Source organism: Candidatus Ichthyocystis sparus (genome assembly GCF_900078745.1).
GTDB classification, from domain to species: domain Bacteria; phylum Pseudomonadota; class Gammaproteobacteria; order Burkholderiales; family 2013Ark19i; genus Ichthyocystis; species Ichthyocystis sparus.
Genome location: NZ_FKII01000061.1, coordinates 246,011 through 265,105, shown reverse-complemented (window position 1 = coordinate 265,105; position 19,095 = coordinate 246,011). Strand labels below are relative to the sequence as shown.

Here is a 19,095-nt window from a genome sequence, read left to right as displayed (position 1 = left end):
AAGACACACCACGAGAAAACCCGCAATCAGGCAAGAAAATTAAGACGCAGCAGACTCAAGCAGTTCAACATAGGCCATAGGAGCACCATCACCTTTGCGAAAGCCCTTCTTCAAAACCCTCATATACCCACCTGGGCGAGTGGAGTAGGCTGGACCCCAGACATTAAAAAGCTTACAAACAGCATCTCGATTACGCAGGCGATCAAACACCAACCTACGATTTGCCAAACTATCCACCTTAGCTCTAGTAATTAATGGCTCAACAACCCTACGAAGTTCCTTAGCTTTAGGTAGTGTAGTAACCAACCGCCCGTGAGCAACAAGAGAAGACGCAAGATTACGAAACATCGCCCTCCTATGGCTGGTGGTACGATTCAACTTCTTATTAGACTTACAGTGTCTCATAAAAACTCACCCCCCTAAATAACTAAGAACTATTCCTATTGTTGGCAGAAGCTGGAGGCCAAGAATCTATTTTCACACCCAAAGAAAGACCGTAATCAGCGAGGACTTCCTTGATCTCCATAAGAGATTTACGACCCAAGTTAGGAGTACGCAAAAGCTCGTTCTCACTTCTTTGAACCAAATCACCTATGTAGTAAATATTTTCCGCCTTCAAGCAATTAGCAGAACGAACGGTCAATTCAAGATCATCAACAGGACGTAATAATAACGGATCGATAGCAGGTACCTTTGGCACCTCCATAACAGATTTAGCACCCTCAAGATCAGCAAACGCTGAGAGCTGATCGATCAAAACTCTAGATGCCTCACGAACAGCTTGATCAGGCTGAATAGAACCATTAGTTTCTATATCAAAGATAAGCTTATCAAGATCCGTACGCTGCTCTACTCGAGCAGCCTCAACAGAATAAGAGACCCTCTTCACAGGACTAAAAGACGCATCCAACAAAATCTTGCCGACCCTCTTAGACTCCTCTTTTTGACGACGCACAGAAGCAGGAACATAGCCACAACCACGCTCAACCCTTATCTGCATCTCTAACTTACCACCGGCACTAAGATTTGCTATGACAGCATCTTTGTTTACTATAGAAACATCATGACTCAGCTCTATGTCGGCAGCAGTCACAGGGCCCTCACCTGATTTCCTAATAGAAAGGATCGCCTCACTTCGAGAATGCAACTTAAAAACTACCGCTTTCAAGTTAAGCAAAATGTCAATAACATCCTCACGAACACTTTCTACAGTGGAGTACTCGTGCAAAACACCAGAGATGGAAACCTCAGTAGCAGCAAAACCTGTCATAGACGAGAGAAGAACACGACGAAGAGCATTACCCAATGTATGGCCATAACCCCTCTCAAAGGGTTCCATAGTAACCCTACCCTCACTAGGTGAGAGCATTACTACTTCCACAATCCTAGGTTTCAGCAAACCACTATCTTGCATGGAAACTCCCTTAGATACAACCAATCGAAATCAATCTACCTTGAGTACAACTCAACAACCAATTGCTCATTAACATCCGCCAGAATCTCAGATCTATCAGGAGTAGCCTTAAAAACTCCCTCCATCTTGTTTGAATCAACAGAGACCCATTCAGGAAGACCACTAACAGAGGCCAGCTCCATTGCCTCACGTATCCTACTTTGCTTACGAGCCTTCTCATGCACGGAAACAACATCACTAGGCTTAACTTGGTAGGAAGGTATATTCACAGAACTTCCATTAACGAGAACAGCCTTGTGAGACACTACCTGCCGAGCCTCAACACGAGTAGAAGCAAAGCCCATCCTGTAAACAACGTTATCCAAACGAGATTCCAGACAGCAAATCAAGTTTTCGCCAGTATTGCCCCTCCTAGATTTAGCAATTTCGAAATATCTACGAAACTGCCTCTCCCTAACACAATACATCCTGCGCAGCTTCTGCTTCTCCCTTAACTGCAAGGCATAATCAGAAAGCCTAGAAGGTTTAGTACCATGCTGGCCAGGAGGAACATCCAACTTCTTACACTTGCTACTAAGTGGTCTACGAGCACTCTTAAGAAACAAATCCTTGCCTTCTCGACGAGACAAGCGACACTTAGGACCTATATACCTAGACACGCCAACTCCCCAAAAACTAAATTCTACGACGCTTCGTGGGACGACAACCATTATGAGGAATAGGCGTCACATCGGAAATCGCAGTAATCTTGTACCCAACAACACTCAAAGCTCTAATAGCAGACTCTCTACCCGGCCCTGGACCCTTTACCCTAACCTCCACATTCTGCAAACCGAACTCCTGCGCCTGACGACCAGCTCTTTCAGAAGCAACCTGAGCCGCAAATGGAGTACTCTTACGCGAACCTTTAAAACCGGACCCCCCAGAAGAGCACCAGCTCAGAACATTACCCTGGCGATCCGCAATGGTAACAATAGTGTTATTAAAGGAAGCGTGAACATGAACAACCCCCTCGGTCACAACTTTCTTGACCTTCCTCTTAACCCTGGTAGATCCGCTAGACTTAACCATAATAAACAAATTCCGATAATATTACACTACTACTTAGACATTGAACGGCGAGGTCCCTTGCGAGTTCTAGCATTCGTTCTAGTCCTCTGACCACGGACAGGAAGACCCTTCCTGTGCCGCAAACCACGATAGCAAGAAAGATCCATCAGCCTCTTAATATTCATGGATACTTCTCTACGCAAATCGCCTTCAATAACAAACCTTGACAACTGATCCCGTATGCTGGACAACTCCTGATCCGTCAAATCACTAACCTTTTTTGAAGAATCAACACCAGCCAAATCACACACCAAACGCGCCCTAGAAACACCAACCCCATAAATGGAAGTCAGCGCAATAAAGGCATGCTTACTATCAGGTATATTAATACCAACTATACGTGCCATATAAAAAATCCTAAATCAACCCTGACGCTGCTTGTGACGAGCATCCTTACAAATAACACGCAAAACACCCTTACGTTTAACTAATTTGCAATGACGACACATAACCTTAACAGAAGCCCTAACCTTCATAAACAACCCTTAAAAGTTAAACTCAAATTACTTAACACGGAACACAATCCTAGCACGAGTTAAATCGTAAGGAGTAAGTTGAACTGTGACCTTATCACCAGGAAGAATCCTAATATAGTGCATCCTCATTTTCCCAGAAATGTGCCCCAAAACTACATGTCCGTTCTCCAACTTAACTCTAAAAGTAGCATTAGGTAAAGTCTCAATAACCTCACCCTGCATTTCTATAAAATCTTCCTTAGCCATCCACAAATTAGCGCATATAAGCGCTGCCCTTAAAGTTAGACTTCTTCAACAAACTCTCATAATGATGAGTCACCAAGTACGCCTGCAACTGGGAAATAAAGTCCATAGTTACAACAACAACAATCAACAAAGAAGTACCACCAAAATAGAATGGAATACCCCACCTAATATTCAATAACTCAGGCAACAAGCAGACCAAAGTAATGTAAATGGAACCTACAAAAGTCAAGCGAAGTATCACCTTCTCAAGATATTGCGCTGTATTCTCGCCCGGACGAATACCAGGAACAAACGCCCCCCCCTTTTTCAAATTATCGGCCGTATCCCTAGGATCAAAAACAAGAGCCGTATAGAAGAAACAGAAAAAAACTACCGCAAACCCATAAATAACAAAGTGCAATGGCTGCCCAGGAGCCAAAGACGATGCCAAATCTTTCAGCCAATAAAGCCGTCTGCTGGAACCAAACCAAGATATCAGAGTCGTCGGAAAAAGAATAATCGACGAAGCGAATAAAGGAGGAACAACTCCACTCATATTTACCTTAAGGGGTAAATGAGACGACTGAGCAGCATAAACCTGGCCAGACGAAGACTGACGCTTAGCATATTGTACGGGGATACGCCTCTGACCTCTCTCAACAAATACAACTACAGATGTTACAAAAATCACCAATAAGCATATAAATAAAGCAAACAAAGGGGAAATTTGCCCCAAACGAACCATATTAAGCAATTTGCTAAAAGAATTAGGGAGACCAGAAACTATCCCAGCAAAAATTATGATAGAAATGCCATTCCCCAAACCGCGCTCAGTAATCTGCTCACCCAACCACATTAAAAACATAGTTCCAGCAACCAGGGTAAGTGCCGTCATAAAAATAAACGACAACCCTGGGTTCAAGGAGAGGCCGTTCGCATTAAGAGCAACGGCAATACCAGCACCCTGAAAAAAACCCAAACCTACCGTAGCGTATCTGGAATACTGAGCAATCCTGCGCCTACCAGATTCACCCTCCTTCCTCAAAGCATCCAGCTGAGGAACAGCAACGCTCAAAAGCTGGATTATAATCGAAGCAGAAATATAAGGCACGATACCCAAAGCAAAAACCGTAAAGCGCTGCAACGCGCCACCGGAAAAAACGTTAAACATAGCCAACAGGCCATGCGACTGACTTTTGAACAAATGCGACAGCCGAGTGACATCTATACCTGGAACTGGAATATGAGCACCAATTCTGTAGACTACCAAAGCCCCCAATAAAAAGAGCACCCTGTTCCTAAGATCAGCATAGCGACGAACACTGTTCACGTCACGTCCCAAAAAATATTAGCTCTAATCCTTCAAGGACTCCAAATGAGCACGAGCACCTTCCGTCAACAAAAGACCATCACACTTGACATAGACATCCAAAGGAGCATCCAAAAAAACCCTGACAGACTTAGTATATCGCGAAACCAAACCAATGGACTTCAAAAAATCCAGATCAACAACCTCATCAGCAAATGGCCTCAAGCTTGTTAGCCGCAAACCGACGGAAAACTTTGAAGAGAACTGCTGAGTACGAAAACCCCTCTTAGGCAATCTCCTCTGCAAGGGCATCTGCCCTCCCTCGAAGCCAAGCTTGTGATAACCGCCAGATCTAGCACGCTGACCCTTGTGACCACGACCACAAGTCTTGCCAAGACCAGATCCAATACCACGACCAACACGCCTCCTGGAGGATGCCCTAGAACCTAAGCCAGGACTCAATTGGTTTAAAAACATTTCAATTAACCCTCAAGCTCAATGCATTCAAGCAAATAAGACACACGGGCCACCATACCCCTCACAACAGGTGTGTCCGGAAAAGACCGAGAAAAATTGATCCTCCTAAGGCCCAAACAACGAACAGTATCCCTATGAGAGGCGCGAACACCTATCAAGCTCCTAACCAATTTAACCGACAACCTCTTACCGCCTCTCGATACCATATTAGCTTAACACCTCTTCAACTGTCTTCCCGCGCCTAGCTGCCACCTCAGAGGGGGTAGTCATAGAAATTAGGGCATTCACAGTAGCACGAACAACGTTGTAGGGATTAGTAGAGCCATGACACTTGGCTATGACATTAGTAACACCCATGACCTCAAACACCGCCCTCATAGCACCACCAGCAATAACACCGGAACCCTGTGGCGCAGGCATAACCAACACCTTAGAAGCACAGTACTTTCCCTTCAAAATATGCTGCAAAGTACCATCCTTAAGAGGCACCCTCACCATACTTCTCTTAGCTTCGTTTATAGCTTTCTGAACTGCAATAGGTACTTCCCTAGCCTTGCCCTTACCAACTCCAACACCACCGTCACCGTCACCTACAACAGTGAAAGCAACAAAGCTGAGAATGCGCCCACCCTTGACAACCTTAGTCACACGATTCACAGAAACCATTTTCTCACGAAACATATCTGACTTGTCGTCAGACTTTTTGCTTCCTTTATCCCTAACCGACATACCGGCCCCTCTTAAAAAACCAAACCAGCAGAACGAGCTGCGTCCGCCAGAGCTCTAACCTTACCATGATACTTGTAGCCAGAACGGTCAAAAGCAACAGAGGTAACACCAATCGCAACAGCTCTCTCAGCAATCAAAGTGCCAACCAACGAAGCCGCAGCAACACTGTAGGAAGGCACAGAAGAACGCTCCTTAAAAGACTTATCAAGCGAAGAAGCACTGGCAAGAATAGCCTTCCCACAAGGAGAAATCAACTGAGCATAAATATGCTTATTAGAACGAAAAACACCCAGACGATGCCTACCAGACAAGGCAATACTCACACGCACAGAACCAGCACGCACTGCCCTCCTCTGCTTCTTGTTGAATGCCATACTAAAAACCTTATAAGCAAAACCCAAAAAAACAAACAACTACTTCTTCTTTACTTCTTTAAGAACAACTTCCTCACCGGCGTAACGAACGCCCTTACCCTTGTAAGGATCGGTTGGGCGGAAGGAACGAAGCTTAGCGGCAATAACACCTACTAGCTGCTTATCAATCCCCGAAACAATCAACTCCGTGGGAGTTACAACCTTAACAGAAATTCCATCGGGAATCTCATAAATAACAGGATGAGAATACCCCAAAGAAAGGTTCAAAACATTACCCTGAATTGAGGCACGGTAACCTGTACCAAACAGAACCAACTTCTTCTCAAACCCCTTGGTAACACCAACCACCATATTATTAACTATCGCTCTCGTAGTCCCAGAAAGAGCAACGGATATCTTAGCCTTGCTCAAAGCACGAAAAAACAAAACACCGTCATTCAAAGTAACTTCGACGTAGGGAGAAATAGAGAACCTAAGAACACCTCCCGGACCACTAACCTCTATGCTTCCGACAGACAAAGAAACGGAAACACCAGAAGGCAATCTTACAGGACTCTTAGCAACCCTTGACATAAATCAAACCCTAAGTAACAAAGTCTACGAAACAAAACAAATTACTTCACCGCCTATGCCCTGCTTCTTAGCATCCTTATTAGTCATAACTCCCCTAGAAGTAGTCATAATGGCTATACCTAAACCATTAACCACCTCAGGCAAAGAATCCTTAGAGGCATATGACCTAAGGCCAGGGCGAGAGACGCGGGAAATAGATTTTATCACAGGAGAGCCAGCATAATATCTCAAAAATATCCTAATGAACTCAACCCCTTTGCGAAGAGAAAACGCCTCGTAACCCTCCACATAGCCCTCATCCCTTAAAACATCCAATATGCTCCTCACCAACCTTGAAGAAGAAACCTCCACAGTCAATTTTCCAGCCATATGGGCATTGCGAATCCTAGTCAACATATCAGCAACAGGATCACTCAAACTCATCAACAACCTCCAAAGACTACCAACTAGCTCTAACAAGACCAGGTATCTCACCCCTATCAGCCATCTCACGCAACTTGTTCCTGCACAAACCAAACTTGCGAAACACGCCACGGGGACGACCAGTTAAGAAACAACGGCGCCTCAGTCTAACAGGACTTGAATTACGCGGCAAAGATTGGAGCAACAGCCTAGCCTGCATACGATCCTCCACCGAAAGCGAATTATCATCAATACGAGACATCAAAGCACGCCTCCTATCAAGATAACGAGCAACGACAGCCAAACGCTTCTTTTCACGATTTTTCAGAGACAACTTTGCCATTTCTATCAAGACCTAAAAGGAAAATTAAAACAACCCAAAAGAGCTCTAGCCTCATCATCGCTCTTAGCCGTAGTAACAATACAAATATCCAGCCCGCGCAGGGTATCTATCTTATCATATTCAATTTCAGGAAATACTATCTGTTCCTTAACACCCAAAGAATAATTGCCATGGCCATCAAAAGAACGAGGGCTAAGACCCCGAAAATCACGCACCCTAGGAAGAGCCACACTCACTAAACGATCCAAAAACTCATACATACGGCGGCCACGAAGTGTAACCTTACAACCTATTGGTTGCCCTTGTCTTATCTTATAGGTAGCTATCGACTTCTTGGCCTTTGTAACCACAGGCCTCTGCCCGGAAATACGGGACATGTCATTCATCGCATGCTCGATGATCTTCTTATCCGCAACAGCCTCAGAAACACCCATGTTGACGACAATTTTGACAATACGCGGCACTTCCATAACGCTCTTGTAAGAAAACTTTTCCACAAGAACTGGAATAACCTCCTCCTTGTACCGGCTCACCAACCTGGACATATCAAAAACCCCAAAAAACTAAACACACAAAACCTAAACCGGGAAACGCTCACCGGATATTTTAAAAACCCTCTTCTTAATACCATCAGAAGAAACCTCAAAACCAACAGAATGACCTCTACCATCACGCTCACAAAAAAGGGCAACATTAGAAATGTGTATAGACATTTCCTTAGACACAATGCCACCAACTTCATTCTTGGAGGGATTAGGTTTAAGATGCTTCTTACAGATATTCACACCACGAACAAAAACTCTCTCACCAGACACAGCCAGAACCTCTCCCTTCTGACCTTTGGAGGAACCAGATATTACCACAACAGTGTCACCCTTCAGAATCTTTCTCACAAAAAAATCTCCGACTTAACTCAAGCAGCTCATATAACCTCAGGAGCCAAGGAAACTATTTTCATAAAACGTTCAGTCCTCAGCTCTCTAGTTACAGGACCGAATATGCGAGTTCCTATGGGCTCCAACTTAGCATTCAAAAGAACAACAGCGTTATCATCAAAACGAATGGCAGAACCATCGGAACGCCGTACAGCCTGAGAAGTACGAACAACAACAGCAAAGCAAACATCGCCCTTGCTAACACGCCCCCGAGGAGCAGCACACTTAACACTAACCCTAATCACATCACCCACACGAGCGTACCTGCGCTTCGACCCCCCGAGAACCTTTATGCAAAGTACCTTCTTAGCACCCGTATTGTCAGCAACACCTAACAAGGTCTCAGTTTGTATCATAAAGAACCCCCAAAATCGCACAACAACAGCACAAAACTACCGCCTTGCTTTATCCAGCAAGCGAGTAACGCGCCACGAAACTGTCTTCGCAATGGGACGACATTCAGAAATCTCAACGATATCACCTTCCTTCGCAGAAAGATCGCTATTCCTGGCATGATATTTCTTGGAACGAGCAACGATCTTTCCGTAAACAGCGTGACGAACACGACGTTCCACCAAAACAACAACCGTCTTCATCATCTTGTCACTAACAACCCGCCCCACCAAAGAACGAGCAGAAGAAGAAACAGAAACTCTTTCCATTGACACAACCACCCCCAAACCTAAACGAAAACGCCCTTTTCAGACAAAACCAATTTCACACGAGCAATATCTCTTCTTACGGTTAATACATCAAGGGAACTAGAAGAAGCAGAACCAACACCCTTCTTAATCCTCAAAGACAAAATAAGGCTACACAGGGAATCCAATTCCTTCCGCAAATCATCAACTGTCTTCTCACGCAATTCACTAGCTTTCACTAACCATGCCCCTTCTTGTAACAAAAACTGTCCTAACCGGTAACTTAGAGGCAGCCAAAGAAAAAGCCTCGCGTGCCAACTTTTCACTAACTCCATCCATTTCGTAAATAACCCTCCCAGGCTGAACCTCAGCCACATAAAACTCAGGGTTACCCTTTCCATTACCCATACGAACCTCTGCAGGCTTAGAAGATATCGGCTTATCTGGAAAAATACGAACCCAGATACGACCACCCCGCTTAATGTGGCGGGTCATGGCGCGACGCGCAGATTCAATCTGACGAGCAGTAATCCGAGACAAACCCGTAACCTTCAGACCAAAATCGCCAAAAGCTACGGAACTACCCCGTACAGCCACACCTCTATTCCTACCCTTATGATCTTTGCGATACTTTCTTTTTGCCGGTTGCAACATAAAAACTACCCACCCAAACAATTAAGAGATAAAGCTCTAACTAGACCCAGAAGATCTCTTAGAGCCTTCGCGCGACCTTTTGCGCTGACCATCAGGGGCTGTCCGATTATGAGACGGAAAAGCAGAAGAACCATTTCCGGAGGCAGGCTGATCAGATGAAAAACCACCAGGAGAAGCCTTAGCAACCCTATCCCCCTTAAAAATCCAGACCTTTAACCCCACCGCACCGTAAGTAGTCTTAGCCTCGCTGAAACCGTACCCTATATCAGCACGAAGTCTGTGTAGTGGCACTCTGCCCTCACGGTACCACTCAGAACGAGCTATATCAATACCATTTAACCGGCCAGAAGCCTCTATCTTTATACCCTCGGCACCCAATCTCATAGCATTCTGAATACATCTCTTCATAGCGCGACGAAACATCACCCTCTTTTCCAGCTGTTGCGCCAAAGAATCAGAAACAATCTGAGCTTCCAATTCTGGTTTCCTAACCTCTTCAACGTTCACACACACAGGCACACCCAAAATGGACTGAACATCAGAGCGAATCCTCTCCAGCCCATCACCTTTCTTGCCAATAATAACTCCGGGACGAGCAGAAAAAAGTGTAATACGAGCACTCTTAGCGGGTCGCTCAATCAACACTTCACCGATAGAGGCAGAAACAAACTTCTTCAGGTACTTACGAACCATCACATCCTCAGCCAACATCTTAGCAAAGGAGGAACCGCGCGCATACCAACGAGAACTCCAATCCTTAGTAATCGGCAACCGAAAACCAATAGGATTAACTTTCTGACCCATCAATGCTCCCCTAATCCTTTAAATCGACAACAGTGCCAACAGAAACATATACATGAGATGTAGGCTTCAAAATTCTGGCACCGCGACCACGAGCCCTAGCAGCAAAACGCCTAAGAACAGGACCCTTCTCAATAAAAATCTTGGTAATCCACAAATCTTCAAGATCCACTCCCTGGTTATGCTCAGCATTAGATGCAGCCGAAAAAACAACTGACTTTATAATCTGCGCAGCTTTACGGCGAGAACAAAAATCCAGAGACTTCAAGGCAGCAACGACAGGAAAGCCACGTACAGTATCAGCGACCAAACGACCCTTCTGAGGAGAAAGACGAACCCCCTTTAGAACAGCCCTTACCTGCATAAAACCCCCCTTCAACTACGAAAAACAAACTCTATCTCTACCTCTTTGTCACAATTTTCTTACCACCAGGATGTCCTTTAAACACCCTAGTTGCAGCAAATTCACCAAGCTTGTGCCCAACCATATTCTCAGAAACAAAAACAGGAACATGCTGCTTTCCGTTATGCACAGCAATAATAAGGCCGACAAAATCAGGAACTATGGTAGATGACCTAGACCATGTCTTTATCGGACGTTTATCCCGCTGAGAAGCAGCCGTAACAGCCTTCTTCAGCAAACTAGCACAAACAAAAGGACCCTTCTTGAGAGAACGACTCATCCCGTCACCTTAAATTCAACTATCACTTTCTTCTAGAAACAATCATAGGCTGGGTACGTTTATTAGACCTAGTCCTATAGCCCTTAGTAGGTTTTCCCCAGGGACTGGTGGGCTCACCACCCTCACCTGTCCTACCCTCACCACCACCATGAGGATGATCAACCGGATTCATGGCTACACCACGAACAGTGGGACGTATGCCCCTCCACCTGTTAGCACCGGCCTTTCCAATAGAACGAAGAGAATTCTCCTCATTGCTAACCTCACCTACAACAGCACGACACTCGACATGAACTCTTCTAACCTCACCAGAACGCAGTCGAATCTGTGCATAAGATGCTTCCTTAGCCAACAAGACTACGGAGGAACCAGCAGACCGAGCAATCTGAGCTCCCTTTCCTGGTAACATTTCCAAACAATGCAAAACTGTACCTACAGGAATATTACGTATAGGCAACGAATTACCAACCCTTATGGAAGCAAAAGGTCCGCTCTCAACAACACCATCTACCTTCAAACCGCGAGGAGCTATTATGTACCTTCTCTCTCCGTCAGAGTAACACAGCAAAGCAATATGAGCAGTGCGATTTGGGTCATATTCAATTCTCTCGACCTTAGCAGGAATACCATCCTTATTCCTCTTGAAATCTATAATTCTGTACAACCTCTTGTGGCCACCACCCTTATGACGAACAGTAATACGACCACAACAATCCCGTCCAAAAGAACGATAAGAAGCAGAAACTAGCGGAGAGTAAGGCCTACCTTTGTGCAAATGATCACAAACCACCTTCACCAAAGAGCGCCTACCTGGAGAAGTAGGCTTGACCTTAAGAAGTGCCATCATTTCTCTCCATAAAATCCCTACCCCTCTCATCATCCTTAATAGAAATATAAGCCTTCTTCCAATCGGATCTCTTACCGTAAAAGCGACCAAAGCGCTTCTTCTTACCTAACACGTTAACAGTAGTAACACGATCAACGGAAACATCAAACGCAGACTCAAAAAATTCCTTTATTTGGGGCTTATTCAGGCCAACGCCAACTTTAACAACAACCTGAAAACGAGAGGAACAAATACTACCTTTTTCAGAAACAACAAATCCCTTAAACGCATCCAAGAAGAACGGCTGAAAACTACTCATGTCAAGCTCCCTTCTAGCACCTTTAGGGCAGACACAGTAACCAAAACATTTGCACTATTAACAAGCGTTACAGGATCAACAAGCACTGAATCAAGAACATCACAATACCAAATATTACGAGAAGAAAGATCAAGATTTTCGTCATAGCCGGCGGTAATAATAAGAAGCCGCGAACCGCCATTACTAGAAAATCCCAAGGCAGAAACAACCTTCAGAAATTCCTTTGTCTTCGGAACTGAAATATCTATCCTGTCCACAAAAGTCACACGACCTTCGCGAATCAACTGCGAATACACACAACTAACCGCAGCCCTGTACATCTTCTTGTTAATTTTCTGATGAAAATTCTCAGAAGGAGACGAAGGAAACGCTCTACCACCACCACGCCACAAAGGAGATGATCTCATACCGGCACGAGCACGACCAGTACCCTTTTGCTTCCAAGGCTTACGGGTAGAATAGGAAACAGCAGCCCGATTTTTTTGTGCCCTAGAACCAATCCTTGAGTTAGCCAAACAAGAAACTATAATCTGATGAACAAGAGATTCATTATACTCTCTAGCAAAAACGGCATCAGACAAGGTAATCTTAGAAATTTTCTGACCACTCTGATCCAACAAATCGCATTCCACACCCAATCCCCTTTTGAAGATCACACACCAGACCGAATACACACCAGACCACCTCTAGAGCCTGGAATTGCTCCACCAACAAGCAATAAATTGCGATCGCCATCCACATCGAACAAAAGAAGATTTCTAACTGTCCTCCTAACAAAACCCATATGTCCTGGCATCTTCTTGCCAGGGAAAACACGTCCAGGATCTTGGCACATGCCAGTTGAACCAGGTTTGTTATGGGAAACAGAATTACCGTGAGACCTCGAACCAGAGGAAAAATTATGCCTTTTTATAGCACCGGTAAACCCATGGCCTCTGGTAACACCAGAAACACTCAACAAGGAACCAACATCGAATACATCCACCCCCAAAGCATCCCCTGGCCTATAACTAGATTCTTGATCCTCAGGTATACGAAACTCTTTAAGCTTTATACCCGGCTCAACACCAGCTTTAGCATAGAAGCCACGAACTGACTTGTTTAACCGATCCATCCTAGCTTTGCCAAAGCATATCTGAACGGCAGAATAGCCACTAGAAACGCGATTCTTAACAGACACGACTCTGTTATGCGAGACATCAATAACAGTAACCGCCACGGCTTCCCCGGTGTCCCTAAACACCCGAAGCATACCAACTTTGCGGCCCATCAAAAAACCGACCCTCATTTAACCACCCCCAAAATCCGACTACGATTGGCCGAGAGGTAAAATTCCAAAAACAAGAGTGCACGATTATAGATTAAAGACCAGAGATTTCAAAACTATTTTATTAAAAAAAATAAAATAGTTTTGAAGCATTCGTAATGGACAACTAAGACTTGTCAAAAAAACGCAAATCGCGATATCGTCACCGGTTAGTTACTGTAAAATATTATCGTTAAGCTGGCACCATGAACGAGAAAAATACATCCTCCACCTGCTCATTCATCCACTTACGTGTACACTCCGAATACTCGATTACGGACAGCATAATAAGAGTGAAGCAGTTGATAGAACACGCTGCCGACCGGAAAATGCCTGCCATAGCGCTAACCGACAGAAGCAATCTGTTTGGATTCATCAAGTTCTACAAGGAGGCATTAACCCAGGGAGTAAAGCCTATATTGGGGGTAGATATCCTCACCACAGGATTAAACGACAGCCAGGGATCTAGACTCCTCATACTGTGCAAAAATAAAGACGGATATCTAAAGATATGCGAGCTTTTGTCATCAGCGTACCACAAAAAAGAGGGCGACGCTGAGATTGTGGTGGATGCTAATTGGTTTACAAAGGAAAAATGTCGAGACCTCATAGCTCTTTCTGGGTACGACAAGGGGGAAATAGGCAGGCTTCTTTTGCGACATGATCAAAAAAGTGCCATAGCAACCTTAGAACATTGGAAAGATGTTTTCGAGAATCGTTTCTATTTAGAAATACAAAGGTATGATCCTAGGCATGAAGATCTGCTAAGCGCCACTGCAAAACTTGGACAAACAACAAAAACAGCCCTGGTTGCAACACATCCTGTACAATTCGTAAAAAAGAGCGACTTTGACGCGCACGAGGCGAGGGTATGTATAGCCAGCGGATGGACACTTAATCACCCAAACCGCCCCAAAGAATTCAAGCCTGCGCAATATCTTATATCTCAGGAAGAAGCCGGCAATATTTTTAGCTTGTACAAAGACGCTCTAACAAACACAGTAGAAATAGCAAAACAATGCAACATAGAAATTGAGCTTGGCGTCCCCAAGTTGCCAGATTTCCCTCTACCAAACGACCTATCACTAACAGAGTACCTAGAACAACTAGTTAATGATAAATCGAAGCCAATAATTGCCCTGCTACCAAAAGAAAAAAAGCATATTTACCAACAACGACTAGCAGATGAGCTGCACATAATAAATAAAATGGGATTTGCTGGATACTTTTTAATTGTTCAGGACTTCATTAATTGGGCTAAAAATAACGACGTTCCTGTCGGTCCCGGCAGAGGATCCGGAGCGGGATCAATAGTTGCATACTACCTAGGAATAACCGAGCTGGATCCAATTGAATACAATCTACTTTTTGAGAGATTCCTAAATCCAGAACGCATTAGCATGCCTGATTTTGATATCGATTTTTGTCAAGAAAAACGCCAACAAGTAATCGATTATGTAAAAAATAAATATGGTAGCGATGCTGTGTCACAAATAGCAACCTTCGGAACCATGGCCGCTAAAGCTGCTATACGAGACATCGGGCGCGTCTTGAATCTACCATATACATTTGTTGATGGAATAGCAAAACTAATACCATTCGAACCAGGAAAAAACATCACTATAGATGTAGCATGTGAAATGGAGCCATCGCTCAAAAATAGGATAGAAAATGAGGAGGATGTCCGACAATGCATCTCTCTTGCCAAAGAGCTCGAAGGAATCGTAAGAAACGTCAGCACACATGCAGGGGGAGTTCTTATTGCACCAGACAGGTTGGTTAATTTTTGTCCTCTATTCAAGCCTGACAACTCACACGATATGCTCAGTCAGTACGACAAAGACGATGTAGAGGAAGTTGGGTTAGTAAAGTTTGATTTTCTGGGATTAAAAACGCTAACCATCATAAACTGGACTGAAGAATCCATCAAATCGTCATATCCAGACCAAAAAAGCTTTGATATTAGAAAAATAAAATTCGACGACCAAGAAACTTACAACTTGCTATGCGATGGAAACACAACAGGCATATTCCAGCTAGAATCACGCGGAATGAAGGAACTCCTGAAAAAACTGCGCCCCAACAACTTCGAGGACATCATAGCCGTTTTGGCGTTATACAGACCGGGGCCCCTTGGCTCCGGCATGGTAGATGATTTCATAAACAGGAAGCATGAAAAAGCAACTGTAAATTATTACCACCCCAGCTTAGAACCTGTACTAAAGCCAACTTATGGAATTATTGTATATCAAGAACAAGTTATGTTGATATCACGCATCATAGCTGGGTACTCTCTGGGTGGTGCTGATTTATTAAGACGAGCTATGGGAAAGAAAAAAACTGATGAAATGGCCAAACATCGTGAAATTTTCATATCCGGAGCCCAAAAAAATAACTATGACCAGCAGTTGTCCATTCACTTATTTAATCTGATGGAAAAATTTGCAGAATATGGGTTTAATAAATCACATTCAGCTGCATACGCTGTTATTGCATATCAAACTGCTTGGTTAAAGAGACATTATACATCTTGCTTCATGGCTGCATCACTCTCTCTTGATATGGACAATACTGACAAAATAAAAATACTGTATGACGATTCCATAAATAATGGCATAAATGTTAATTCACCAGACATTAATCAATCAGATTACAGGTTTGTATCCATAGACAAAAAAACTATCTCTTACGGACTAGGGGCCATAAAATGTGTAGGACAAAACGTAGCTCTAGAAATAGTGAACAAGAGGCGCTTAGGAAAATTTTCTAGTTTCTCTGACTTCTGCAACCGCATTGATACAGACATCATTAACAGAAGGAGCATAGAATTCCTTGTAAAAGGTGGTGCATTTGACTCCCTAGATTACAATAGAAGAAAGATATTCGAAGATATAAAGGACGCTGTGCAACAGGCCATACAAAAAAATTCAGGAACCAACCAAATTATACTATTCGACATTGATCACCACATGCATGAAAGCGAGGGTAGGGAAAAATCTCAAGATACTGCACCAAAGTGGCCTCTACTAAAAAAACTGTCGGAAGAAAAAAATGCTATAGGATTTTTCCTAAGTTCTCATCCGTTCGAGGCATTTTCGGAAGAGTCACGTCAAATTACTAAATTGTCTCTGAACGAAGTACTAAGTAAGCATACGGATAACAGCAACATATTGATAAGCGGCATAGTAAGCAAAATAAGAAGGGTCGGAAAAGCATATTTCGCGTTAATAACGGACGGCACAGTAGAAATAGAAGTTACTGTATTCTCTGATAATTTTGAAAAAAATAGGCACATCTTGAAGATTGACAATATCCTGTTCTTCGAAGGAAGAACAATTTTAGACCACTATCGCAAAACAAACAAATTTGTAGCAAACCGCATACTATCCATAGAACAAATAAGAGAGGAAAGGGCATCCCAACTAGTTTTAAACGTAAGCCCGTCATCACCAATCGTTGAAATCTGCAAAATAATTAAGACCCATGCAAACCCTGGGCACAGAGTATCAGTAATTTTCCATTATGTAAAAAATAACGTTTCCTGTCATGTAAGAACCGGATCAAAATGGAAGATAAAAATTTCTAATGAACTTTTAGAATCATGCCAACAACTACTTGCCTCATCGGAAACGCCTTACAGCATAAAGTACTGAATATTGAAATTAATACTGGGTAAAAGTCACATTTTCCCCTAAAATATCGTGCTGACAATGGTCTAATACGAAAGCATCCTGTTCCTATTTTAATCTTATGGAAGATAAAATATGTCTGTAATAACAAAACTGCAGTTCATAGAATCTATACGAAACGCCTTCCAATTCATTTCCTATTGTCATTCACCTGATTTCGTTATGGCCATGTCTGAATCATATGCCAGGGAAAAAAACCCTGCTGCTAAAACGGCTATAGCACAAATACTGCTTAATTCTAGGATGAGCGCTGAAAACAAGAGACCCATCTGTCAGGACACTGGAATCTCTGTAGTGTTCCTGGATGTTGGAATGAACGTACGGTGGGACACTGACATGTCTGTATCTGAAATGGTACATGAGGGCGTACGAAGGGCATATAAGGACCCTAATAACAAATTACGCTTTTCTATTCTGTCTGATCCGTATGGTAACAGAATAAATACTAAGGACAATACACCGGCGGTTATTCACTACAATATTGTGCCTGGGGATAAGCTGGATGTTCATCTGGCAGCTAAGGGGGGGGGATCGGAAAATAAAAGTAGATTCGTTAACCTTGATCCATCGGCTTCTGTGGTTGATTGGATAGTTGAAACCCTCCCATCTATGGGGGCAGGCTGGTGCCCTCCAGGAATGCTAGGAGTGGGCATAGGTGGAACACCAGAGTATGCTATGTGCATGGCAAAAAGATCTTTAATGGCACCAATTGATATGCATGAAGTCCAGGAGAGAGGCCCCCAAAACGATATAGAGAAATTACGACTAGAGATTTACCAACGTGTGAATGCATTGGGAATTGGTGCACAAGGTCTAGGTGGGATAACAACCGTATTGGATGTTAAGGTCATGACCTACCCAACACATGCGGTCTCACTTCCAGTTGGTCTTATACCTAACTGTGCTGCCACAAGGCATGTACATTTCTCGCTAGACGGCACGAACGTAGCATCTTTTCAGGAACCAGATTTATCTATTTGGCCAGAAATAAGTTTGTCTGATACGAGAGTTGAAGCAACGTCAGTAAATTTGGATACGTTGACAAAAAATGATATAGCAAAATGGAAAGCTGGCCAGAATCTTCTGTTATCAGGAACCCTCTACACTGCACGCGATGCTGCCCACAAGAGAATTCAAGACATAATAAACGCGGGACAAAAGCTTCCGTTTGATCTAAAAGGGAAGGTGGTTTACTACGTTGGACCTGTTGATCCGGTTAGAGACGAAATAATTGGACCAGCTGGACCTACCACAGCAGACCGCATGGATCGTTTTGCAGATCTTATGTTATCAGAAAAGGTGGGTGTAATTGGGATGATTGGAAAGGGAGAAAGAAAACAAAAAGGCATAAATGCAATAAAAAAGTATGGAGCTGTTTCTATGATAGCAGTTGGTGGAGCCGCCTATTTAATTTCCAAATCTATTAAAAAGGTAGAGATGATTGCATTTCCTGATCTTGGAATGGAGGGAGTACGAAAACTAATAGTAAAAGACATGCCAGTTACAGTATCTGTATCTTCATCTGGGGAATCAATTCATGAAATTGGTCCCCAAAAGTGGAAAATACCTTTAAAAGACGTTGGAAATTAGCTATAATGCGCCGCAGGTTAGTTTTTCAATTTTTCTTTCTCTATCTCATTAAGGGGTAGTAGGCCGGGGGTAAGGGTAACCAATGAAGAGAACCTTCCAACCTTCCAACATACGGCGTAAACGAACACATGGCTTTCGGGCACGTATGAGGGCGGGTTCTTTGGTATTAAAGTCGCGCAGGGCAAAGGGAAGACGTCGCTTGTCTGCCTAGGAGAGTAT

At 43.6% G+C, this 19,095-nt stretch carries 31 protein-coding genes; 3 read left to right on the top strand and 28 right to left on the bottom strand.

The annotated features are described in order from the left end of the window. Nucleotides 1-39: 39 nt before the first annotated feature. The 28 genes from rplQ to rplC are packed head-to-tail and all read right to left on the bottom strand — an operon-like array spanning nucleotide 40 to nucleotide 13,579. Entirely contained in the window at nucleotides 40-405 is a 366-nt protein-coding gene (gene rplQ / locus A6733_RS07000; RefSeq protein WP_092403036.1) for a 50S ribosomal protein L17, read from the bottom strand. Nucleotides 406-427: 22 nt separating this feature from the next. After that, nucleotides 428-1,414, bottom strand: a complete 987-nt coding sequence (locus A6733_RS06995) for a DNA-directed RNA polymerase subunit alpha (RefSeq protein WP_092403038.1) — start codon at nucleotides 1,412-1,414, stop codon at nucleotides 428-430. Nucleotides 1,415-1,449: 35 nt separating this feature from the next. Beyond that, nucleotides 1,450-2,073 (bottom strand): 30S ribosomal protein S4, encoded by a 624-nt coding sequence (rpsD, locus tag A6733_RS06990; protein ID WP_092403040.1) that lies wholly within the window; start codon nucleotides 2,071-2,073, stop codon nucleotides 1,450-1,452. A gap of 16 nt (nucleotides 2,074-2,089) precedes the next feature. After that, a complete protein-coding gene (gene rpsK / locus A6733_RS06985) occupies nucleotides 2,090-2,485 on the bottom strand; it encodes a 30S ribosomal protein S11 (protein WP_092403042.1) in 396 nt (131 codons plus the stop codon). A gap of 29 nt (nucleotides 2,486-2,514) precedes the next feature. Next, nucleotides 2,515-2,871 (bottom strand): 30S ribosomal protein S13, encoded by a 357-nt coding sequence (gene rpsM, locus A6733_RS06980; protein ID WP_092403044.1) that lies wholly within the window; start codon nucleotides 2,869-2,871, stop codon nucleotides 2,515-2,517. A 15-nt stretch (nucleotides 2,872-2,886) separates the two neighbouring features. After that, nucleotides 2,887-3,000 (bottom strand): 50S ribosomal protein L36, encoded by a 114-nt coding sequence (gene rpmJ / locus A6733_RS06975; protein WP_092403046.1) that lies wholly within the window; start codon nucleotides 2,998-3,000, stop codon nucleotides 2,887-2,889. A 27-nt stretch (nucleotides 3,001-3,027) separates the two neighbouring features. Next, nucleotides 3,028-3,246, bottom strand: a complete 219-nt coding sequence (gene infA / locus A6733_RS06970; RefSeq protein ID WP_092342244.1) for a translation initiation factor IF-1 — start codon at nucleotides 3,244-3,246, stop codon at nucleotides 3,028-3,030. A 7-nt stretch (nucleotides 3,247-3,253) separates the two neighbouring features. Beyond that, nucleotides 3,254-4,555 carry a preprotein translocase subunit SecY gene (secY, locus tag A6733_RS06965; protein WP_242641461.1) on the bottom strand — a complete coding sequence of 434 codons (1,302 nt, stop codon included), beginning with the start codon at nucleotides 4,553-4,555 and terminating at the stop codon, nucleotides 3,254-3,256. A 24-nt stretch (nucleotides 4,556-4,579) separates the two neighbouring features. Beyond that, nucleotides 4,580-5,011, bottom strand: coding sequence for a 50S ribosomal protein L15 (rplO, locus tag A6733_RS06960; protein ID WP_092403050.1), 432 nt, complete (start codon nucleotides 5,009-5,011; stop codon nucleotides 4,580-4,582). A gap of 5 nt (nucleotides 5,012-5,016) precedes the next feature. Next, a complete protein-coding gene (gene rpmD, locus A6733_RS06955) occupies nucleotides 5,017-5,217 on the bottom strand; it encodes a 50S ribosomal protein L30 (RefSeq protein WP_092403052.1) in 201 nt (66 codons plus the stop codon). 1 nt (nucleotide 5,218) lies between these two features. After that, entirely contained in the window at nucleotides 5,219-5,740 is a 522-nt protein-coding gene (rpsE, locus tag A6733_RS06950; protein ID WP_092403054.1) for a 30S ribosomal protein S5, read from the bottom strand. A gap of 11 nt (nucleotides 5,741-5,751) precedes the next feature. Continuing rightward, entirely contained in the window at nucleotides 5,752-6,114 is a 363-nt protein-coding gene (rplR, locus tag A6733_RS06945) for a 50S ribosomal protein L18 (RefSeq protein ID WP_092403286.1), read from the bottom strand. A 39-nt stretch (nucleotides 6,115-6,153) separates the two neighbouring features. Further along, complete coding sequence (gene rplF / locus A6733_RS06940) at nucleotides 6,154-6,687, bottom strand: 50S ribosomal protein L6 (protein ID WP_092403056.1); 534 nt, start codon at nucleotides 6,685-6,687, stop codon at nucleotides 6,154-6,156. A gap of 24 nt (nucleotides 6,688-6,711) precedes the next feature. Next, nucleotides 6,712-7,110: a 30S ribosomal protein S8 gene (gene rpsH, locus A6733_RS06935; RefSeq protein ID WP_092403058.1), complete on the bottom strand. Its 399-nt coding sequence runs from the start codon at nucleotides 7,108-7,110 to the stop codon at nucleotides 6,712-6,714. A 16-nt stretch (nucleotides 7,111-7,126) separates the two neighbouring features. Next, nucleotides 7,127-7,432 carry a 30S ribosomal protein S14 gene (gene rpsN / locus A6733_RS06930; protein WP_092403288.1) on the bottom strand — a complete coding sequence of 102 codons (306 nt, stop codon included), beginning with the start codon at nucleotides 7,430-7,432 and terminating at the stop codon, nucleotides 7,127-7,129. Between the two features lie 5 nt (nucleotides 7,433-7,437). Next, nucleotides 7,438-7,977, bottom strand: coding sequence for a 50S ribosomal protein L5 (gene rplE / locus A6733_RS06925; protein ID WP_092403060.1), 540 nt, complete (start codon nucleotides 7,975-7,977; stop codon nucleotides 7,438-7,440). Nucleotides 7,978-8,010: 33 nt separating this feature from the next. Beyond that, nucleotides 8,011-8,325 (bottom strand): 50S ribosomal protein L24, encoded by a 315-nt coding sequence (gene rplX / locus A6733_RS06920; protein WP_092403062.1) that lies wholly within the window; start codon nucleotides 8,323-8,325, stop codon nucleotides 8,011-8,013. Nucleotides 8,326-8,354: 29 nt separating this feature from the next. Next, nucleotides 8,355-8,723 carry a 50S ribosomal protein L14 gene (rplN, locus tag A6733_RS06915; protein WP_092403064.1) on the bottom strand — a complete coding sequence of 123 codons (369 nt, stop codon included), beginning with the start codon at nucleotides 8,721-8,723 and terminating at the stop codon, nucleotides 8,355-8,357. Nucleotides 8,724-8,759: 36 nt separating this feature from the next. Continuing rightward, on the bottom strand, nucleotides 8,760-9,029 hold the full coding sequence (gene rpsQ / locus A6733_RS06910; protein WP_092403290.1) for a 30S ribosomal protein S17: 270 nt from the start codon (nucleotides 9,027-9,029) through the stop codon (nucleotides 8,760-8,762). A gap of 20 nt (nucleotides 9,030-9,049) precedes the next feature. After that, complete coding sequence (gene rpmC, locus A6733_RS06905) at nucleotides 9,050-9,247, bottom strand: 50S ribosomal protein L29 (RefSeq protein WP_092403066.1); 198 nt, start codon at nucleotides 9,245-9,247, stop codon at nucleotides 9,050-9,052. Beyond that, a complete protein-coding gene (gene rplP / locus A6733_RS06900; RefSeq protein ID WP_092403068.1) occupies nucleotides 9,237-9,662 on the bottom strand; it encodes a 50S ribosomal protein L16 in 426 nt (141 codons plus the stop codon). The genes rpmC and rplP overlap by 11 nt, the downstream gene beginning before the upstream one ends. A 36-nt stretch (nucleotides 9,663-9,698) precedes the next feature. Next, on the bottom strand, nucleotides 9,699-10,466 hold the full coding sequence (rpsC, locus tag A6733_RS06895; RefSeq protein WP_092403070.1) for a 30S ribosomal protein S3: 768 nt from the start codon (nucleotides 10,464-10,466) through the stop codon (nucleotides 9,699-9,701). Between the two features lie 10 nt (nucleotides 10,467-10,476). After that, nucleotides 10,477-10,827, bottom strand: a complete 351-nt coding sequence (gene rplV, locus A6733_RS06890) for a 50S ribosomal protein L22 (RefSeq protein WP_092403072.1) — start codon at nucleotides 10,825-10,827, stop codon at nucleotides 10,477-10,479. Between the two features lie 37 nt (nucleotides 10,828-10,864). Further along, a complete protein-coding gene (gene rpsS, locus A6733_RS06885) occupies nucleotides 10,865-11,146 on the bottom strand; it encodes a 30S ribosomal protein S19 (RefSeq protein WP_092403074.1) in 282 nt (93 codons plus the stop codon). Between the two features lie 22 nt (nucleotides 11,147-11,168). Then, nucleotides 11,169-11,990, bottom strand: a complete 822-nt coding sequence (rplB, locus tag A6733_RS06880; RefSeq protein ID WP_092403076.1) for a 50S ribosomal protein L2 — start codon at nucleotides 11,988-11,990, stop codon at nucleotides 11,169-11,171. Beyond that, on the bottom strand, nucleotides 11,977-12,291 hold the full coding sequence (locus tag A6733_RS06875; RefSeq protein ID WP_092403078.1) for an uL23 family ribosomal protein: 315 nt from the start codon (nucleotides 12,289-12,291) through the stop codon (nucleotides 11,977-11,979). The genes rplB and A6733_RS06875 overlap by 14 nt, the downstream gene beginning before the upstream one ends. Then, nucleotides 12,288-12,923: a 50S ribosomal protein L4 gene (rplD, locus tag A6733_RS06870; RefSeq protein WP_092403292.1), complete on the bottom strand. Its 636-nt coding sequence runs from the start codon at nucleotides 12,921-12,923 to the stop codon at nucleotides 12,288-12,290. The genes A6733_RS06875 and rplD overlap by 4 nt, the downstream gene beginning before the upstream one ends. 20 nt (nucleotides 12,924-12,943) lie before the next feature. Continuing rightward, nucleotides 12,944-13,579, bottom strand: coding sequence for a 50S ribosomal protein L3 (gene rplC, locus A6733_RS06865; protein ID WP_092403080.1), 636 nt, complete (start codon nucleotides 13,577-13,579; stop codon nucleotides 12,944-12,946). A 224-nt stretch (nucleotides 13,580-13,803) separates the two neighbouring features. Between rplC and dnaE the strand changes: the two genes are divergently transcribed. From dnaE to rpmH, 3 genes are all read left to right on the top strand, one after another. Continuing rightward, nucleotides 13,804-17,250, top strand: coding sequence for a DNA polymerase III subunit alpha (gene dnaE, locus A6733_RS06860; RefSeq protein WP_092403082.1), 3,447 nt, complete (start codon nucleotides 13,804-13,806; stop codon nucleotides 17,248-17,250). Between the two features lie 111 nt (nucleotides 17,251-17,361). Then, nucleotides 17,362-18,876 carry a fumarate hydratase gene (locus tag A6733_RS06855; RefSeq protein WP_092403084.1) on the top strand — a complete coding sequence of 505 codons (1,515 nt, stop codon included), beginning with the start codon at nucleotides 17,362-17,364 and terminating at the stop codon, nucleotides 18,874-18,876. Between the two features lie 82 nt (nucleotides 18,877-18,958). Further along, nucleotides 18,959-19,087, top strand: a complete 129-nt coding sequence (rpmH, locus tag A6733_RS06850; RefSeq protein ID WP_092403086.1) for a 50S ribosomal protein L34 — start codon at nucleotides 18,959-18,961, stop codon at nucleotides 19,085-19,087. Nucleotides 19,088-19,095: the final 8 nt, after the last annotated feature.

Excerpts from the sequence above, each read along its gene's own strand:
- rplE (WP_092403060.1), bottom strand. The coding sequence starts at position 7,977 with ATGTCCAGGTTGGTGAGCCGGTACAAGGAGGAGGTTATTCCAGTTCTT.
- dnaE (WP_092403082.1), top strand. The coding sequence starts at position 13,804 with ATGAACGAGAAAAATACATCCTCCACCTGCTCATTCATCCACTTACGT.
- rplV (WP_092403072.1), bottom strand. The coding sequence starts at position 10,827 with ATGCAGGTAAGGGCTGTTCTAAAGGGGGTTCGTCTTTCTCCTCAGAAG.
- rplR (WP_092403286.1), bottom strand. The coding sequence starts at position 6,114 with ATGGCATTCAACAAGAAGCAGAGGAGGGCAGTGCGTGCTGGTTCTGTG.
- rplB (WP_092403076.1), bottom strand. The coding sequence starts at position 11,990 with ATGGCACTTCTTAAGGTCAAGCCTACTTCTCCAGGTAGGCGCTCTTTG.
- rpsE (WP_092403054.1), bottom strand. The coding sequence starts at position 5,740 with ATGTCGGTTAGGGATAAAGGAAGCAAAAAGTCTGACGACAAGTCAGAT.
- rpsQ (WP_092403290.1), bottom strand. The coding sequence starts at position 9,029 with ATGGAAAGAGTTTCTGTTTCTTCTTCTGCTCGTTCTTTGGTGGGGCGG.
- A6733_RS06855 (WP_092403084.1), top strand. The coding sequence starts at position 17,362 with ATGTCTGTAATAACAAAACTGCAGTTCATAGAATCTATACGAAACGCC.
- rpsM (WP_092403044.1), bottom strand. The coding sequence starts at position 2,871 with ATGGCACGTATAGTTGGTATTAATATACCTGATAGTAAGCATGCCTTT.
- rplF (WP_092403056.1), bottom strand. The coding sequence starts at position 6,687 with ATGTCAAGGGTTGCTAAGAGTCCTGTAAGATTGCCTTCTGGTGTTTCC.
- rpsS (WP_092403074.1), bottom strand. The coding sequence starts at position 11,146 with ATGAGTCGTTCTCTCAAGAAGGGTCCTTTTGTTTGTGCTAGTTTGCTG.
- rpmH (WP_092403086.1), top strand. The coding sequence starts at position 18,959 with ATGAAGAGAACCTTCCAACCTTCCAACATACGGCGTAAACGAACACAT.
- rplQ (WP_092403036.1), bottom strand. The coding sequence starts at position 405 with ATGAGACACTGTAAGTCTAATAAGAAGTTGAATCGTACCACCAGCCAT.
- rpsK (WP_092403042.1), bottom strand. The coding sequence starts at position 2,485 with ATGGTTAAGTCTAGCGGATCTACCAGGGTTAAGAGGAAGGTCAAGAAA.
- rplO (WP_092403050.1), bottom strand. The coding sequence starts at position 5,011 with ATGTTTTTAAACCAATTGAGTCCTGGCTTAGGTTCTAGGGCATCCTCC.
- rpsN (WP_092403288.1), bottom strand. The coding sequence starts at position 7,432 with ATGGCAAAGTTGTCTCTGAAAAATCGTGAAAAGAAGCGTTTGGCTGTC.
- rplC (WP_092403080.1), bottom strand. The coding sequence starts at position 13,579 with ATGAGGGTCGGTTTTTTGATGGGCCGCAAAGTTGGTATGCTTCGGGTG.
- rplN (WP_092403064.1), bottom strand. The coding sequence starts at position 8,723 with ATGATACAAACTGAGACCTTGTTAGGTGTTGCTGACAATACGGGTGCT.
- infA (WP_092342244.1), bottom strand. The coding sequence starts at position 3,246 with ATGGCTAAGGAAGATTTTATAGAAATGCAGGGTGAGGTTATTGAGACT.
- rpmJ (WP_092403046.1), bottom strand. The coding sequence starts at position 3,000 with ATGAAGGTTAGGGCTTCTGTTAAGGTTATGTGTCGTCATTGCAAATTA.
- A6733_RS06875 (WP_092403078.1), bottom strand. The coding sequence starts at position 12,291 with ATGAGTAGTTTTCAGCCGTTCTTCTTGGATGCGTTTAAGGGATTTGTT.
- A6733_RS06995 (WP_092403038.1), bottom strand. The coding sequence starts at position 1,414 with ATGCAAGATAGTGGTTTGCTGAAACCTAGGATTGTGGAAGTAGTAATG.
- rpsC (WP_092403070.1), bottom strand. The coding sequence starts at position 10,466 with ATGGGTCAGAAAGTTAATCCTATTGGTTTTCGGTTGCCGATTACTAAG.
- rplP (WP_092403068.1), bottom strand. The coding sequence starts at position 9,662 with ATGTTGCAACCGGCAAAAAGAAAGTATCGCAAAGATCATAAGGGTAGG.
- rpmD (WP_092403052.1), bottom strand. The coding sequence starts at position 5,217 with ATGGTATCGAGAGGCGGTAAGAGGTTGTCGGTTAAATTGGTTAGGAGC.
- rpsH (WP_092403058.1), bottom strand. The coding sequence starts at position 7,110 with ATGAGTTTGAGTGATCCTGTTGCTGATATGTTGACTAGGATTCGCAAT.